The organism is Pontibacter akesuensis (assembly GCF_001611675.1).
Taxonomy (GTDB): Bacteria; Bacteroidota; Bacteroidia; order Cytophagales; family Hymenobacteraceae; genus Pontibacter; species Pontibacter akesuensis.
Window position 1 is genome coordinate 483,411 of sequence record NZ_CP014766.1, and the last position, 14,671, is coordinate 498,081.

At 50.3% G+C, this 14,671-nt stretch carries 14 protein-coding genes and 2 tRNA genes; 7 read left to right on the top strand and 9 right to left on the bottom strand.

All coding sequences use genetic code 11. The features are described 5' to 3' along the window. The first annotated feature begins 9 nt into the window (after window positions 1-9). Window positions 10-408 carry an ACT domain-containing protein gene (locus tag A0W33_RS01940; protein WP_068836604.1) on the top strand — a complete coding sequence of 133 codons (399 nt, stop codon included), beginning with the start codon at window positions 10-12 and terminating at the stop codon, window positions 406-408. A 66-nt stretch (window positions 409-474) separates the two neighbouring features. On the opposite strand, the gene A0W33_RS01945 is transcribed toward A0W33_RS01940, so the two are convergent. The 4 genes from A0W33_RS01945 to A0W33_RS01960 form a co-directional block, all read right to left on the bottom strand. Further along, entirely contained in the window at window positions 475-2,958 is a 2,484-nt protein-coding gene (locus A0W33_RS01945) for a zinc-dependent metalloprotease (protein ID WP_068836605.1), read from the bottom strand. Window positions 2,959-3,186: 228 nt separating this feature from the next. After that, entirely contained in the window at window positions 3,187-3,711 is a 525-nt protein-coding gene (locus tag A0W33_RS01950) for a DinB family protein (RefSeq protein WP_068836606.1), read from the bottom strand. 25 nt (window positions 3,712-3,736) lie between these two features. Next, a complete protein-coding gene (locus A0W33_RS01955; RefSeq protein WP_068836607.1) occupies window positions 3,737-4,681 on the bottom strand; it encodes an NADP-dependent oxidoreductase in 945 nt (314 codons plus the stop codon). A gap of 157 nt (window positions 4,682-4,838) precedes the next feature. Then, entirely contained in the window at window positions 4,839-5,459 is a 621-nt protein-coding gene (locus A0W33_RS01960) for a YdcF family protein (protein WP_068836608.1), read from the bottom strand. Window positions 5,460-5,563: 104 nt separating this feature from the next. Between A0W33_RS01960 and A0W33_RS01965 the strand changes: the two genes are divergently transcribed. The 3 genes from A0W33_RS01965 (at window position 5,564) to A0W33_RS01975 (ending at window position 7,191) form a co-directional block, all read left to right on the top strand. Continuing rightward, window positions 5,564-5,986, top strand: a complete 423-nt coding sequence (locus tag A0W33_RS01965) for a nuclear transport factor 2 family protein (protein WP_068836609.1) — start codon at window positions 5,564-5,566, stop codon at window positions 5,984-5,986. 163 nt (window positions 5,987-6,149) lie between these two features. Further along, window positions 6,150-6,377: a VF530 family protein gene (locus A0W33_RS01970; RefSeq protein ID WP_068836610.1), complete on the top strand. Its 228-nt coding sequence runs from the start codon at window positions 6,150-6,152 to the stop codon at window positions 6,375-6,377. A gap of 304 nt (window positions 6,378-6,681) precedes the next feature. Next, complete coding sequence (locus tag A0W33_RS01975) at window positions 6,682-7,191, top strand: hypothetical protein (protein ID WP_068836611.1); 510 nt, start codon at window positions 6,682-6,684, stop codon at window positions 7,189-7,191. A 10-nt stretch (window positions 7,192-7,201) separates the two neighbouring features. Here A0W33_RS01975 and A0W33_RS01980 read toward each other — a convergent pair whose 3' ends face one another. The 4 genes from A0W33_RS01980 to A0W33_RS01995 all read right to left on the bottom strand — a co-directional run bounded on the left by A0W33_RS01980 (window position 7,202) and on the right by A0W33_RS01995 (window position 12,328). After that, on the bottom strand, window positions 7,202-9,109 hold the full coding sequence (locus tag A0W33_RS01980) for a RecQ family ATP-dependent DNA helicase (protein WP_068836612.1): 1,908 nt from the start codon (window positions 9,107-9,109) through the stop codon (window positions 7,202-7,204). Window positions 9,110-9,341: 232 nt separating this feature from the next. Then, window positions 9,342-10,121, bottom strand: a complete 780-nt coding sequence (locus A0W33_RS01985; protein ID WP_068836613.1) for a hypothetical protein — start codon at window positions 10,119-10,121, stop codon at window positions 9,342-9,344. Between the two features lie 330 nt (window positions 10,122-10,451). Then, window positions 10,452-11,147: an ABC transporter ATP-binding protein gene (locus A0W33_RS01990; RefSeq protein ID WP_068836614.1), complete on the bottom strand. Its 696-nt coding sequence runs from the start codon at window positions 11,145-11,147 to the stop codon at window positions 10,452-10,454. A 122-nt stretch (window positions 11,148-11,269) separates the two neighbouring features. Further along, window positions 11,270-12,328 carry an AI-2E family transporter gene (locus A0W33_RS01995; protein WP_068836615.1) on the bottom strand — a complete coding sequence of 353 codons (1,059 nt, stop codon included), beginning with the start codon at window positions 12,326-12,328 and terminating at the stop codon, window positions 11,270-11,272. A gap of 218 nt (window positions 12,329-12,546) precedes the next feature. Between A0W33_RS01995 and sucC the strand changes: the two genes are divergently transcribed. Further along, window positions 12,547-13,749, top strand: a complete 1,203-nt coding sequence (sucC, locus tag A0W33_RS02000) for an ADP-forming succinate--CoA ligase subunit beta (protein WP_068836616.1) — start codon at window positions 12,547-12,549, stop codon at window positions 13,747-13,749. Window positions 13,750-13,863: 114 nt separating this feature from the next. Here sucC and A0W33_RS02005 read toward each other — a convergent pair whose 3' ends face one another. Continuing rightward, a complete protein-coding gene (locus A0W33_RS02005) occupies window positions 13,864-14,280 on the bottom strand; it encodes an organic hydroperoxide resistance protein (RefSeq protein ID WP_068836617.1) in 417 nt (138 codons plus the stop codon). A gap of 154 nt (window positions 14,281-14,434) precedes the next feature. On the opposite strand from A0W33_RS02005, the gene A0W33_RS02010 reads away from it, so the two are divergent. Both A0W33_RS02010 and A0W33_RS02015 read left to right on the top strand, forming a co-directional pair. Then, window positions 14,435-14,511: transfer RNA gene (locus tag A0W33_RS02010), tRNA-Arg, on the top strand. A 52-nt stretch (window positions 14,512-14,563) separates the two neighbouring features. Continuing rightward, window positions 14,564-14,637: transfer RNA gene (locus A0W33_RS02015), tRNA-Pro, on the top strand. The last annotated feature ends 34 nt before the right edge of the window (window positions 14,638-14,671 follow it).

The following is a 14,671-nucleotide window of genomic DNA, read 5'->3' on the forward strand; positions in this document are numbered from 1 at the left end:
CAACAAAGTATGGCAGGAGAAACAAACTTAGCCGCGCTGCTCCGAACCATGGCGCCCGAACTGAACAGCGGCGACTTCGTTTTCTGTACCGTGCCTGACTTAGCAAGTATAGCAAAGGCTGACATCATCTGCCTTTTAAGGGAGAAAGAAGGTGCTACTCTTATTCTGGAGAAAGATAGAGCCGATGCGCTTGGCCTCTCCTACAGCTTTGTTGCTGCATGGATCACATTAAAAGTGCATTCTGCTTTAGAGGCCGTTGGTTTAACTGCTGCCTTTTCGAAAGCGCTTGCTGAAAACAGTATCAGCTGTAATGTTGTGGCGGGATATTACCACGACCATCTTTTCGTAGCAAAGGAGGATGCTACGAAGGCGATAAATGTGCTGCAGCGGCTTTCGCTTGAAAGTTAAAACTATTCTTAAAAAGAAGGGCCCCTATTTACAGAGGGGCCCTTCTTTTATCAGCTATCCTGTTTCTTATGCTTTCTTAGGATTCAGGATGTTCTCGATTCTTACAATGGCATCGTCGATATGATAACGCGACAAATCATTGTTGTAACGGCCTTGAACGCTTTTTAATTGGCGCTGCAGCTTCACCAATTCACCTCTGGCTATTGAGCGGATGTCTGACTGGCTGATTTCCACCGGCGTGTTATTTCCACGGGCAGGTCTGGAAGTTTCCTCGTTCAGCAGGTAGTTCATTCGGTCCAGGTAGGCCTTCTGCAAGTTACGGCGGAAGATGTCAATTTTAGCACCGCTGTATACTTCGCTCCAGATGCCGCGCTGTAGTTGGCGCACCATGTCCAGGGCATTGTAGTTCACCCCGTTTACCTCGTTCTCCATCAGGCGGGCCAATCTGTCTGATGAGAGCAGGTTGTTCAGGTGGCGGGCCTGCAGGCTGCGCACACTTTCCACGTACCGCGCATGGTGCACGTTACGCGTAATGTCCGTTTGGTGCAGCCACTCCGGCGATGTAAAGGCATTCTTCAATAGCCAGTCCAGCGACTCGGCCTGCTCCTTTGCCGACACTGGCGTAAAGATGTAGCCTTTCTGGCTTGGCTTCAGGCGGTTTTCATGCACGCCCCCCACATTCGTAACTACATGGCCGATGTAGCGGCTCCAAACACCAAACAACTCTCCATTCAGCTCTTCCAGGTCATCATACTCGTTTGTTTGGGCAGCCGTCCACTCGTATAGCTTCGGGGCCACGCGCTTCAGGTTAGCGAGGCCGTACGTACTGGCTTTCACCACATCGGCACCGATACCTTCGGTCTGGCTTTCCGGGTCGTAGCCACCGCTGCCGCTGCCAAACTGGTACATAGGGTTACCTGTTTTTTCATTTATCCACTTGTTCAGCGTAGGCACTTCTGCCTCGGCGCTATGCGCTTCCGGTAAGTAGCGGTAGCCCCAGTTAACGGAGTAATGATCGTAAGGGCCTAGCTGGCGAATGAAGCGGATATTTTCGTCATTTGGCTGCGCCACGTAGTTGTAGCGGGCATAATCCATGATGGTGGCGGCGATGCCATACTTCTGCGTGAACTCACCCGAGCGCAGGGAATCTGTTGGGTAAGCGGCGCTGGCCTTCATGTTGTGCGGCAAACCTAATGCGTGCCCCACTTCGTGTGTGATTACTTCCTTCATCATCTCCCCCAAGTCTTCCATCGGCGTGTCCAGTGTGCGGGCACTAGGGTTGGCTGCGCCTGTCTCCAGCAGGTAACGGTTGCGGTAAGAGCGCAGGTGGTTGTGGTACCAGACAATATCGCTTTCGATGATCTCACCGGAGCGCGGATCAGAAACACTTGGGCCCATGGCATTGCGGGTTGTGCTGGCCACATAGCGGATTACAGAGTAGCGCACGTCCTCCGGGCTGAAATCAGGATCTTCTTCGGCTGTTGGGGGATCTTTGGCAATAATAGCATTTTTAAAACCAGCCGTTTCAAAAGCCTCATTCCACTGTTCTACTCCGGCCTTGATGTAAGGGCGCAGTTTCTCAGGCGTGGCCGGATCGAGGTAGTACACAATCGGCTTCACCGGCTCCACCAGTTCGCCGCGCTTATATGCCTCCACGTCCTTGGGCACCAGCTGCCAGCGGCGGATATACGATTTCTCATCGGCTTTGTACGCCTCAGAGCCATAGTCAATCTGGTTGATGTTAAAGTAGCCCACGCGGTAATCGTTAATGCGGGGCTGCATCGGAACGGCAGGCAACAACACCATCGACTGGTTCATCATCAAACTGATAGAACCTGTGGCAGCGTTGGACGGCGGCTCAGCGGCATCGTAGGTAAAGTCCTGCTTCACCTCAATGTTCAGCGGAAAGCTTTTGGCGCTGTGTATAAAGCTGCGGCTCTCATCCAGCTTGCTTACTTTATATTCTTTGCGCATGTCAGCATCCAGCCCGCTGATGGCCTTCACATCGCTTTGCAGAAATTTAGTTACATCGATAACGTAAGCAGAAGAGTCGTTAGAGCGCGCGGCAATATCGAAGGCGTAGATGGTGGGCTGGTAATTGTTTGCCTGCACCGACAGGTTGATCGGCAGCGAATCGGCGGCCACGGCGTTGTAGGATTTGGTTTTAAGCAAGAGCTTATCGCCAAATTTCTGCCACTCCACCATCTGCTCATTTACAGAAGAGCCCGCATTCACGTAGCCTCCGCCTAAACCTGAAGGCAGGTTGGCAAAGCGGCTGATCCACAGGAAATCGCGCTGCAGCAGCGAATCAGGAATCTCGTAGTAGTATTTGTCCTTTACCTTATGAATGGTAAAAACACCTTGGTCTGATACAGCATCTTTGGTGATAACCTCGCTGTAGCTTTTGATTTCGGATTTAGAAGAAGGCTTGGCTTTTTCAGTTTTGGCCGTCTCCCCCTGCTGCTGCTGCGCCGCTTTAGAACTGGAGCAGGATGTTTGGGTGACACCCAAAAGCAACGCGAGCCCTAGGGCCGGGTAAATTTTTGGCATTGGTTAGAAAATTAGTAGAACGTAAGGGTAACAGCATAAGTGCGAAGGCATCTTATACTTGGCAGTTTAAATATAACCTTAAATCCATAAAGTTTTAAATTCTGGCGGAGCTGTTCGCTTATTTTCTGAACAGAATATCTGAAACAGCCCGTACAGCAGGCAAAAGAAAACCCATACGGCAAGTATGGGTTTGAAACTCGGGAGCAGAACATGTCGTTGCAGCCTGACTCAGACTGGGACTCCATGTCGCAGTACACGCGCTGTTACCAGCAGCTGCCCCACATGCCGCTGGGTATGCTCAGCCGCGTGCACCAGCAGCCCCAATACCGTCGACGGAAGCTGGGCACGGCCAACAACGCGTGATTCCTTTAGCGTATGCTCCGCCGTACTTCTAAGTTGTTCTAAGGCTTCATGGACCTGCGCATTGAAAGCCTCCACCAGAAAATTTACCGGGCGCTGCTGGTCTATGGCTTGTCCTTCTGCCTTCAGACTGGCTAATTGCGCCCTTGTCAGCGCCTCGCCACGGGCGTAGGTAAATAGCCGGTCGAGCACACCTTTCAGGTGCTGCAGATGGAAGCCAACAGATGCCACACCGGCAGGCTTTTCCCACAGCAGATCTTCCGGAAAACCCTGCAGCAGTTCGTTCACTTCTTCGCGGGCCTGCAGCAGGGCGTGCGCCACCGGTTGCAGCAGCGCCGGCATATCCGGCAGTGGCCCTGTTAGCCATACTTCGGGTTTAGTCGGTGTTGCCATTTGTCTCTAGCTTTTTGAGTTGAGGTTAGTCTAGGATTACCACAACTTTGCCTCTCGTTTTGCGCGTTTCCACCTGCTCGTGCGCCTTGGCCATCTCCTCAAACGGAAACGTGTGGGCCACATGCGACCGCAGGTGCCCCTGCCGCAGCAGATCGGCCAGTTGCGTCTGATCCTCGCCGCTGGAATGCACCAGGTAGCTTTTCGCTTCGATATTACGTTTCTTTGCCTCGGCCTGCACCGCTTCAGTAGCCCCGCCCAGAATAGAGACAATCGTCCCTCCTTCTCTTAATGTGGCCAGGGACCTGCGGGTATTTTCCTCTCCCAAAGAATCGAGCACAATATCGGCATCCATCACCACATCCTCCACATTATACTTGTGGTAATCGATCTGCTCGACTGCACCCATGTTGCGCAGGAACTCGTGGTTTTCTTCAGAAGCAGTACCAATCACAATGGCCTTGTAATAATTCGCAATCTGTACGGCATAATGCCCCACGCCACCTGCTGCAGCGTGAATCAGCACGCGTTGCCCTGCTTTTATACCTGCCTGATGCACCAGTACTTGCCAGGCCGTAAGGGCGGCTAATGTGGCCGCAGCTGCCTCTCCGTGCGAGATGTTCGCAGGCTTGTGCGCCAGATGCGATTCCGGAGCGGCGACATACTCAGCATAGGCCTTGCCGTGTCCCGGGAAGTTTACCATGCCGAACACCTCGTCGCCCACCTTGAAATATTTCACGTCATCGCCCACGGCCACCACCTCACCGGAAATATCCCACCCAACAATAATTGGGTTCTCCTCCTTCAAAGAATTGTAAAGTGCCTTGCCCTCCCGCACCTTGGTATCGACGGGGTTTATGCTGATGGCTCTTACTTTTACCAGCACCTCGTTTGGCTTGGGCGTTGGTGTGTCTATTTCCTGTAACTGTAGATTTTGCGGGGCACCGGGCTCTTGTAGTATGTATGCTTTCATAGTTTTTGAATTTGGAGTATGATAAATGCTACTTATTCAAACCCGGGCAAGTATAAAAAGTTGTGCCGGTACAAAAGAAAGCCTGACTCAACAGCTCTGCCGTAGCCTCTTCAGTTTCTTTCAACCAACTGCTATAGCCGTACTTATACTTGCTGCCTTAAATTTGATTTCTGTCCCGCCTGTGCAAATATTCCAGCACCTCTTCCGCATAAGCCAGGTCACCTTTTTGGTTGTATTTGTGGATACGCTCTATTTCCCCGGCTATCAGCCCTGCACGGGTATCTTCTACTTTTCCCTGCGAATGGTTTGCTTCCTGGCACCAGGGCAGTGGCTCCCCAGCCTGGCTGTGCAGGCGCAACGACGGGTAATGTGCGAAGGCAGCTGTAACGGCAGCCATAAAAGCACGGGGCTGCTGAAAAGGCGATGCCACTACAATAACCGTTTTATAAGCTTGTGCGATGGCATGTTTTGCCATCGCACAAGCTTCGATGCGGGTGTGCAGTATTTCTGTTTCAGGAGAAGGAACGGCCTCTATTTGCTCAGGTTTGATGCCGATTTTTGTTAGTTCCTGCTGCCAGCTCTCAAAGCCCGGATAGCCGCTTTTCGGTTCAGAATTCAGGAACATGACTTTCTTTGCCTGCCCCTGCTCCAGGAGCTTTTTGGCAGTAGCGAATACGGAGCGTTGGTTATCTTCAGTTTGCCCGAACAGGAAAACAGCATCCGCTGTTTCGGGCGGCAGGGTATCGGCTAGGCTACGGATTATAAGTTCTTCCAGCATAGCTCCACTTATACGCTTTTGTTTTTAAAGGGATAGCTACACGTGCGCCTAAAGCCATTAAGCTTTGAAAAATTTGCTACTTTAGCCTTAAAATTAAGCTGCTTATGAAAGTCTACTTCTCTTTTACCCTCCTGATGCTTTTCTCTATTGTAGCGCAGGCGCAAAACCTTGCCCAAGATTCAGCAGCGGTAGTGGCACCAGCGGCCTTGCAGCTAAAAGGTTACAACAACCGCGACATTGAGACATTCGCTAAAGCCTACAGCGACACGGTGAAAGTATACAGCAGCCCGGGCAAGCTAAGCTACCAGGGAAAGGAGGAGTTACGCAAACGCTACGGCAGCAAGTTTGCCAGCACCCCAGACCTGCACTGCGAACTCGTGAACCGGATCGTGTCGGGGAATGTGGTGATTGACCATGAGCGGGTACAGATAAGCAAAGACCGCCCACGCATGGAGGCTATTGCTGTTTACAGAGTGAAGGATGGGTTGATCTACGAAGTCACCTTTATTTCACCGAACAAGAACTAACGCGGCTAACGTTACCTGCGCCTTTTCTGCGTTGCCTGGTAACAACGGACTTACATTGTTATACATTCTGCTCCTGCGGTTTATTTCAGAAGCAACAGCTTTTCATTTGCCCGCATGCATAGCTGGCCGTATACTTTAGCAGCAATTTCCTACTTTTGTACCTATGGCAGAAGAACAGAAAAACAACCCGCTTCACGGTAAAACGCTCCAGTCGATATTGGAGCACCTGGTGGAGGTATATGGCTGGGAAGAACTAAGCTACAAGATTAACATCAACTGCTTTAAGAGTAACCCAAGTATAAAATCAAGCCTCACCTTTCTGCGCCGCACGCCCTGGGCCCGCGAGAAAGTAGAAAGCCTTTACCTGTACACTCTCCGCAAGTTTGGTTGAAGTTAGGTTTGAGATTTTCTATGAGTGCTTTTTTTACACACCAGCAGGAAGCAAAGGTGTTGTAATAGTTCAGTTGGCGAAGCGCATCCTGGGCTAGTGAGTGTTTTTAACTTCCGTGTTACCTCCCGCTACTACTGAGTAGCTTGTCTTGCTACTTTTTTACTGTTGGCACCAGCCAGGTTTACACTCACTACTGATTACAATAGCTTAACCGTTTTACGCCCTACACCAGCTTTACTTTTAAAGTATAAATTCTCATTTTGGCTATACCAGGATAAGTTATCATTCAACCTAACAAGCCATTATGCAGATAGAGCTACAAAAGAAACTTACTGCAGCAGCACCAGCAGAGGGGTCCTTTGCTCCTCTGCACATTAACCTTCTTCACCAGCAGCCATCAAGAATTTATTCCCACCGCAAGTTCTTTGCCGTTGCAACCGCGGTCCTTGCAGCATGCTTGCTTGTGTCGCTTCACTTAAACTTTGGTTGGCTAAATTTATCGCTTTCGCTGTTTGTCGCCCTGCAGGGGTATAATTTTTTCTGCTACCTATCCGGGAAAAGCCCCTTGTGGTTTATGTTAGGATCAAGCTATTTGATACTGAACAAAAAGGGAATAACATATAAGCAGCGCAAAGGGAAACACCATAAAATAGACTGGGAGGAAATTGATATGCTATACGTGCACCTGTTTTCTGCTGAACTGATCCTGAAAAACGACGGTACCCTGACAATTGACCTGGAGAGCCTGACAGATGAAAACCTGCAACTTGTTACATGCAGGCTACAGGAGGTAAAAGAGCAGTGGCAGATTTAAGAGAGTTGGTTTAACTTAACTCCAACTTCCCCGACTCCATACACCTGAACCTGCCCACATCCAGCAGTTCCCGAATCAGCTCGGTTACGGTTTCTGCATTCTTTGGATCAAACTGCTCCACCAGTTCCTTAGGCAAGTAGGACTTCACCTGCACTAACTGCAGCAGCTTTTCCCGCAGCGCCTCGTGCTCCTGGTTTTCGCGTGCCTTTTTCCGCTCTGCCAGGCAGTAATCACAAATGCGGCAGCTTATGTCCGTCACTTCCCCAAAGTACACAAGCAGTAATTGCGTACGGCAGCGGTTCGTTGCCTCCACATAGCGGCCCACTTCTTTGGCCTGTTGCACGGCTCTTTCCCGGAGCGTGTTCAGCTTTTTCGTGTCCAGCAGCAACCGGCTCACATCTTCTCTTGGAGCCGTGAAAGTGAGTTGCGGCGAGTCGTGCTGCGGCTCATAACTCAGTACCCCAAGCTTGTGCAGGTACTCCAGCTTTTTGCGCAACTCCTGCTCGTTTACCTGCAGCAACGAGGCCATCTTGCGCTCCTGCAGCTTCACGTAGTTCACAAACGCTTCTCCGCCATATAACCGAAGTATAAGTTGTATGAGTTTATCGTGCTCCGGGTTCTTTAGTTGAAAACTGTGTAGCTCGGTATTTTCCAGCAGCAGCAGCAACCGGGAGGGCATGAAGTAGCCTTCGTTCAGTTGCACGTACCCCTCGCCTTCCAGCCGCTTGATGGCGTGGTGCGCTTCCAGAGCCTTGAGCTTGTACTGCTTCGCGAAGACAGCCAGGTCAAAATCAAAGCTGCTGAACTGCCCGCTGCCCACCGCTAACTGAAAGTAATTTGCCAGGCACTGGTATACTCTTTTGATGTAGTCCACAGCCGGATGCGCCTCCTCCACCTTCCGTTGCAGTTCGGCCGCATCGTTCGGTCCGTAGAGGATGGTGGCGTAGGCATACTTCTCATCGCGGCCCGCACGGCCTGCTTCCTGGTAATAAGCCTCCAGGCTTTCGGGTAAATCCAGGTGCACCACCAACCGCACGTCCGGTTTATCGATGCCCATTCCGAAAGCGTTGGTCGCTACCATCACGCGCACTTTATCCTGCACCCACTGCGCCTGCGCAGCACTTCGCTCCTCAAACTTCAGCCCGGCATGGTAGGCAGCGGCAGAAATACGGCGGCTCTGGAGGAACCTGGCAATTTCCACCGTTTGCCGGCGGCTGCGCACATACACAATGCTCTGCCCCGGCATGCGCTGCAAAATCTCCAACAGTCGGCTTGTTTTATTTTCGGTGTACAGGCAGGAGTAGGAAAGATTGGAGCGGGCGAAGCTCTTCTGAAAGATGTTCGGTTTCGGGAAATTCAGCTTTTCCTGTATATCCTTTTTAACCTGCTCGGTGGCGGTGGCTGTCAGGGCAATGACAGGTACACCAGGCAGTGCCTCCCGCAACTCCGCCAGTTGCAGGTAAGGCGGCCGGAAATCATAGCCCCAGGCCGAGATGCAGTGTGCCTCATCCACAGCCAGCAGCGACACGTTCATACGCTTAACCCGCTCCTGGAACAAATCTGTAAGCAAACGCTCCGGCGATAGGTATAAAAACTTTACCTGACCGTACACGCAGTTGTCAAATGCAATATCTATTTCCCGGCGGCTCATACCAGAGTAAATAGCTATAGCCGGGATACCGCGTTTTTTCAGGTGCTCCACCTGGTCTTTCATCAGGGCGATGAGCGGCGTGATCACCAGGCAAATCCCCTCCTGCGCCAGTGCCGGCACCTGAAAGCACACCGACTTTCCGCCGCCAGTCGGTAAAAGCGCCAGCGTGTCCTGCCCCGCCAGCACCGACTGTACAATCTCCTCCTGCAGTGGCCGGAAACTGTCGTACCCCCAGTAGGTTTTTAGTATGTGGTGGATGTCTTGCAAAGAAGTATAGCTTCAGGTAGCGAAGATAATTCATCCCGAACAGAAGTCAGCAAGGGAGCCGTTTTAAAATCAACTCAAAGGCACTGGAAGTATGGCTTAGGAAGAACTGTAGTATAGCAAACGAGAGCAGATTTATACTTCCTCAACCAGCATAAAATTAACCTTCCGGAAAGGGCATAAAAAATCCCCGCCTCTTGCGAAGCGGGGACTATACGTTTTGTAAATGTTTCAATTACGCTGCGGCTGACTGTCCGTCCTCGCGGTCTTCGATCACCTTCTTCAGTTTCTCAATCGCCTGCGCGGCACGCTCCTCATCAAAGCGGTTAATGTTCAACAGCATTTTTGTCTTTTCCTGGCGCGTAATGGTCGGGTTGTTCAGCAGTCGAATAATCTCCTCTTTCTGCTTGGCAGAGGCATAACGCACGCTGGCAGATTGCTCTTCCTTCGGCGCCTCGGCTTCCGCAGTGTTTGACGATGATTTCATCGTCGCTTTCTTCTCCGTTGGCACCGCAGGTTTAGCCGCCTGATCGTTGCCACTGTAGTCCATTTCCTCTACCGGCGTTGGCTCGTAGCCAGCTGCCCTGATAATCCAGGCCAGAATGTTACGGTATGCCTTACCGATAGCGCGGGTCTGCGCCATACTTGCAATAGCGAATTCCTGGTAGTACTTCTTGCCCTGCTCACGGTTAGAGCAAATGGCAAAACCGGCACCCACCACTTGCTGGCTACGCAGATCAAGCAAATTCACTTTAGCCTGATACTTTATCTCCTCATCTGTGCTGATGTTCACCACATGCTCTACGACAGGCAGAATACCCAAGCGCGAGCCGGCATACTGCCAGCCTTCCACGTTCACGTACTCCTTGCCCTGAATATTCTGGTAAAGCTTGTTCTCTTTTATAAACTTTGCCAGATCAACAGCAAGGTGAAGCGTTTCATCAGATTTAGCAATATCATAGCTTTCGATCTTTGCTTTCTTCTGCACTTTTATCTCTTTAGTTGATTGATCCATACTTTATAGCTTTCATAGTTATTGTACAAAATATAAACACAGCTGTCCTATAAATGGTGCAAAAATTCAATAAAAATAATAAATTAATGTATCTGATAATCAGGTATTTATAAATTATTTTCAAAAATATTTTGATCACCAGTTTTCACAGCTGAAAAAGCTAAAAGTTGAGCAAAGGGTGAAGTATACTTACGAGAAAACAAGAAGAAAAGGTATGGATAAATACTAATACAAAAACAGAAGCAAAAAAGGCAATGGCCCGGAAGTGCATTCCTGGGCCATTGCCTTTTTGGTATAAGTATAAACTCTAAGGATTGATGCCATTACAGGCTACAGCACCTCAGAGCTTCTGTTTTCGTTGGCTTCCAGGTGACCGGAAACAATCTGGCCGTCCTTCATCACCAGCGTACGGTCTGCCATGGTGGCCAACTGCTCGTTGTGCGTCACGATCACGAAGGTCTGGTTAAACTCCGCGCGCAGGCGGAAAAAGATGTCGTGCAGTTCCTGTGCATTCTTGGAGTCGAGGTTACCGCTGGGCTCATCGGCAAATATCACCTTGGGCGAATTGATGAGGGCACGGGCCACGGCGGTACGCTGCTGCTCGCCACCCGAAAGTTCAGAAGGCTTGTGGCGCAGGCGATGCGACAGGTTCAGCATGTGCAGCAACTCCCCGGCCCTTTCGCGCACTTCCTTCTCTGGCTTGCCCGCCAGAAAGCCGGGCAGGCAGGCATTTTCCAGCGCGGAGAACTCGGGCAGCAGGTTATGGAACTGGAAGATAAAGCCAATGTGCCGGTTACGGAAGCGTGCCATCTCCGCCCCGCTCATCCTGGCAATGTTCTTATCATCAAAAATCACCTCACCGGTATCTGCCGTATCCAGCGTACCCAGTATGTGCAGCAGCGTGCTCTTGCCTGCACCCGATGCCCCCACAATCGAAACCACTTCCCCGGTGCCAATAGTCAGATCGATGCCTTTAAGCACATCCAACACACCGTATTTTTTATGAATGTTCTTTACCTGCAGCACTGTGTATGTTTTATCTAAAATTTGGCCCTGATAACTACTGTTAATCTTCCAAAGCTACAAATTTTCCTGATAGTTGGTAAGCCAGGGCAACTGGTACAGGCTATATTTATACCCTGCACAGGCTACGGCGCATCTGCAGGAGCGTTCGGTGCCGCACGCTCCAACACATCTTTCACATACAACTCGTTTATCACCACCATAAGCACGGCTAACAGCGGCGCGGCCAGCAACAAGCCCAGAGCGCCCTGCACCAGGCCTAACAACACCTGGAAGAAAAGCAGCAGGGCTGGCGGTAAGTCAACAGTTTTATGAAAGATGATGGGAGTGAGCATGTAACTCTCCACTAGCTGAATACCAGCATATAGCAGGAGGACATACAGTGCCATCTGCGGGCTGACTGTCAGGCCGATTAACACAGCAGGAACACCCGCTAGCAACGGCCCAACATTTGGCACAAAGGCAAAAAGAAAAGCAATAAGCGCCAGGGCAAAAGGCAGCGGCAGGCCCAGCAAACTATAGCCTACAGCCGTACTAACGCCCACTACAGCCATCGCCAGAAACATGGCAAGCAACCACAGCTTTAGCGAATGGTAGCACATGCCCAACACCTGCATTATTCTGGAGCGATGCCTAACGGCAAAAAGCTTGGTGAAGCCTACGGTATAAAGCTTGGGGTTTGCAGCAAGGAAAAGTGCTGTTACAATAACGATGAGGAGATCGGCCAGTATACTTAGCGTTGAGGAGAAGATGGTCGTTACCCTTGATAGTAACGCTTGTTGTTTGGGGAGCATCTGGCTCATGTCGTTGGGCACTTTTTCGATAACCTGCTGCCCCCAGCTATAGTCGCTCAACCAGTTTTCTACTTGCGATAACGCCTCCGGAAAACTCGTTTTAAATTCCTTTACCTGACCGCCCACTGTTGGCGCAACCAAATAAATCGCACCTCCAATTATGCCAAAGAAAAGCAACACGGCAAACAACAAAGCAAGGCCATCTTTTAAATGTAACTTTGCCTGCAGCATTTCTGCAATACCACTAAAAAGCACAGCCAGAAGTATACCGGCAAACACAAGCAGGAAGAAATAGCCGTGCCTGCCAAGCATGTAAAATCCTGCAGCAACCAGCAACACAACAGCAGCGGTAAGGGCAACGCGTTTTGAGTAAGTATAGATGTCCGTCATAGTTTACATGTAGGTATTGCTGCCTTGATGGCTATATAGCATAAGTATATTGGTTTACTTTGATTGCTGCATACGCGTTGCAAATAGGCTTATAGCCACCTCAGCACAGCACGTGTGGCAACGGGTGGCTGCCACACGCGTATGAATATTTTAAAAATTCATTACTTGAAATTAAAGCGATAAAGGCGTACTTTCGTGCGTCCAATAAAACTGAAAGCATGAACATACACGAATATCAGGCTAAAGAGATTTTAAAAGGCTATGGCGTACGCATCCAGGAAGGGATCGTGGCTGAGACGCCAGAGCAAGCCGTAGCGGCTGCAAAGAAACTCACCGAAGAGACGGGCACAGGCTGGCACGTAATCAAGGCGCAGATACATGCAGGTGGCCGTGGCAAGGGCGGGGGCGTAAAGCTGGCCAAAAACCTGGAGCAAGTTAAAGACATTGCTGACCAGATTCTAGGCATGACGCTTGTAACGCACCAGACAGGCCCTGAAGGCAAGCTGGTGAACAAAGTACTGGTGGCACAGGATGTTTACTACCCTGGCGATTCAGAGCCGAAAGAATTCTACCTGAGCATTCTGCTGGACCGCGCCAAGGGCCAGAACGTGATCATGGCCTCAACTGAAGGGGGTATGGACATTGAAGAAGTAGCTGAGAAAACACCAGAGAAGATCATCAAAGAGTGGATTGACCCGGCTGTAGGTTTGCAAGGTTTCCAGGCCCGCAAAATCGCTTTCGCGTTTGGTTTGCAGGGTGAAGCTTTCAAGGAGATGGTGAAGTTTGTAACTAACCTTTACAAGGCTTATGTTGAAACCGATTCCTCTATGTTCGAGATCAACCCGGTGCTGAAAACATCTGACAACAAAATACTGGCCGTTGACGCCAAAGTTGACCTGGATGACAACGCACTTTTCCGCCACAAAAACCTGGCTGACCTGCGTGATGTATCAGAGGAAGATCCGTTGGAAGTGGAAGCTGGCGAGTATAACCTGAACTACGTAAAGCTTGACGGTAACGTGGGCTGTATGGTGAACGGTGCTGGTTTGGCCATGGCAACCATGGACATTATCAAGCTTTCCGGTGGCGAGCCTGCCAACTTCCTGGACGTAGGCGGTAGCGCCAACGCGCAGACAGTGGAAGCTGGTTTCCGCATTATTTTGAAAGATCCGAACGTAAAGGCAATCCTGATCAACATTTTCGGCGGTATCGTACGTTGCGACCGTGTGGCAAATGGTGTAGTGGAGGCTTACAAGAACATCGGCGACATCCGTGTTCCGATCATCGTTCGTCTGCAGGGCACGAACGCTGAAGAAGGTGCGCGCATCATTGATGAGTCTGGCTTGAAAGTATACTCAGCTGTAGTGCTGAAAGAAGCTGCCGAGAAAGTGAAGCAGGTGCTTGCCGAGCAAAACGCCTAAATCATTATACTTATAAAACAGAAAGGGCTATCGATTTCGGTAGCCCTTTCTGTTTTAGGTAATTGTGTAGCTGAAGTATAGTTCTCGGCTACCCAACTTAAACTTTTTAGTTGATTAAACCACTTCCAGTTCTACCTCAATGTTTCCGCGTGTTCCGACAGAGTAAGGGCAAATCTGGTGCGCCTCGTCCACCATCTGCCTTGCTTTCTCACCGTCAACGCCTTTCAGGTCCACGCTTAGCTTCACGCCAAGTCCGTAGCCGCCATCATCGTTCTTTAGGAGATCCACGTGTGCCGTTACGGTAGATTCAGGATTAAGGCGCTCTTTATGCTTGCCTGCCACCACGAGCAGTGCGCTTTGGAAGCAAGCAGCATAGCCTGCCGCAAACAATTGCTCCGGGTTCGTTTTTTCATTGTTCCCACCCACTCCCACGGGCAAAGCCAGTTGCATATCAATTATGCCATCATCAGATTTTACCTGCCCTTGGCGGCCTCCTGTTGCAGTTACCACTGCCGTATACACTTTTTCCATAGCTATTTGCTTTTATTGTTTGACTCTCATATAGATACCTAAACTCCATAAGCAGGGGTAAAGTTTTAGAATAAAAGTTTGTGCGACTCCCTCTCAAAAAATCAGCTCGAATGTTTCGTATTCCGCGCATACTTGCTATTTTTGCAATCGTTCTGCACCCGTAGTTCAACTGGATAGAATATCGGATTTCGGCTCCGAGGGTTAGGGGTTCGAATCCTCTCGGGTGCACCACCAAGTATAAAAGCCTTGTAAGCCTACGTTTGCAGGGCTTTTTTTCGATCATCGGGATGTAGCGTAGCCTGGTATCGCGCCAGCATGGGGTGCTGGAGGTCGCAGGTTCGAATCCTGCCATTCCGACAATCAAAAAGGCCTGCTTTCTATAAAGCAGGCC

What these genes read in the sequence shown, in the direction of transcription:
- sucC (WP_068836616.1), top strand. Translation starts at nt 12,547, where the DNA reads ATGAACATACACGAATATCAGGCTAAAGAGATTTTAAAAGGCTATGGC.
- A0W33_RS01960 (WP_068836608.1), bottom strand. Translation starts at nt 5,459, where the DNA reads ATGCTGGAAGAACTTATAATCCGTAGCCTAGCCGATACCCTGCCGCCC.
- A0W33_RS01985 (WP_068836613.1), bottom strand. Translation starts at nt 10,121, where the DNA reads ATGGATCAATCAACTAAAGAGATAAAAGTGCAGAAGAAAGCAAAGATC.
- A0W33_RS01945 (WP_068836605.1), bottom strand. Translation starts at nt 2,958, where the DNA reads ATGCCAAAAATTTACCCGGCCCTAGGGCTCGCGTTGCTTTTGGGTGTC.
- A0W33_RS01975 (WP_068836611.1), top strand. Translation starts at nt 6,682, where the DNA reads ATGCAGATAGAGCTACAAAAGAAACTTACTGCAGCAGCACCAGCAGAG.
- A0W33_RS01950 (WP_068836606.1), bottom strand. Translation starts at nt 3,711, where the DNA reads ATGGCAACACCGACTAAACCCGAAGTATGGCTAACAGGGCCACTGCCG.
- A0W33_RS01965 (WP_068836609.1), top strand. Translation starts at nt 5,564, where the DNA reads ATGAAAGTCTACTTCTCTTTTACCCTCCTGATGCTTTTCTCTATTGTA.
- A0W33_RS02005 (WP_068836617.1), bottom strand. Translation starts at nt 14,280, where the DNA reads ATGGAAAAAGTGTATACGGCAGTGGTAACTGCAACAGGAGGCCGCCAA.
- A0W33_RS01955 (WP_068836607.1), bottom strand. Translation starts at nt 4,681, where the DNA reads ATGAAAGCATACATACTACAAGAGCCCGGTGCCCCGCAAAATCTACAG.
- A0W33_RS01995 (WP_068836615.1), bottom strand. Translation starts at nt 12,328, where the DNA reads ATGACGGACATCTATACTTACTCAAAACGCGTTGCCCTTACCGCTGCT.
- A0W33_RS01940 (WP_068836604.1), top strand. Translation starts at nt 10, where the DNA reads ATGGCAGGAGAAACAAACTTAGCCGCGCTGCTCCGAACCATGGCGCCC.
- A0W33_RS01970 (WP_068836610.1), top strand. Translation starts at nt 6,150, where the DNA reads ATGGCAGAAGAACAGAAAAACAACCCGCTTCACGGTAAAACGCTCCAG.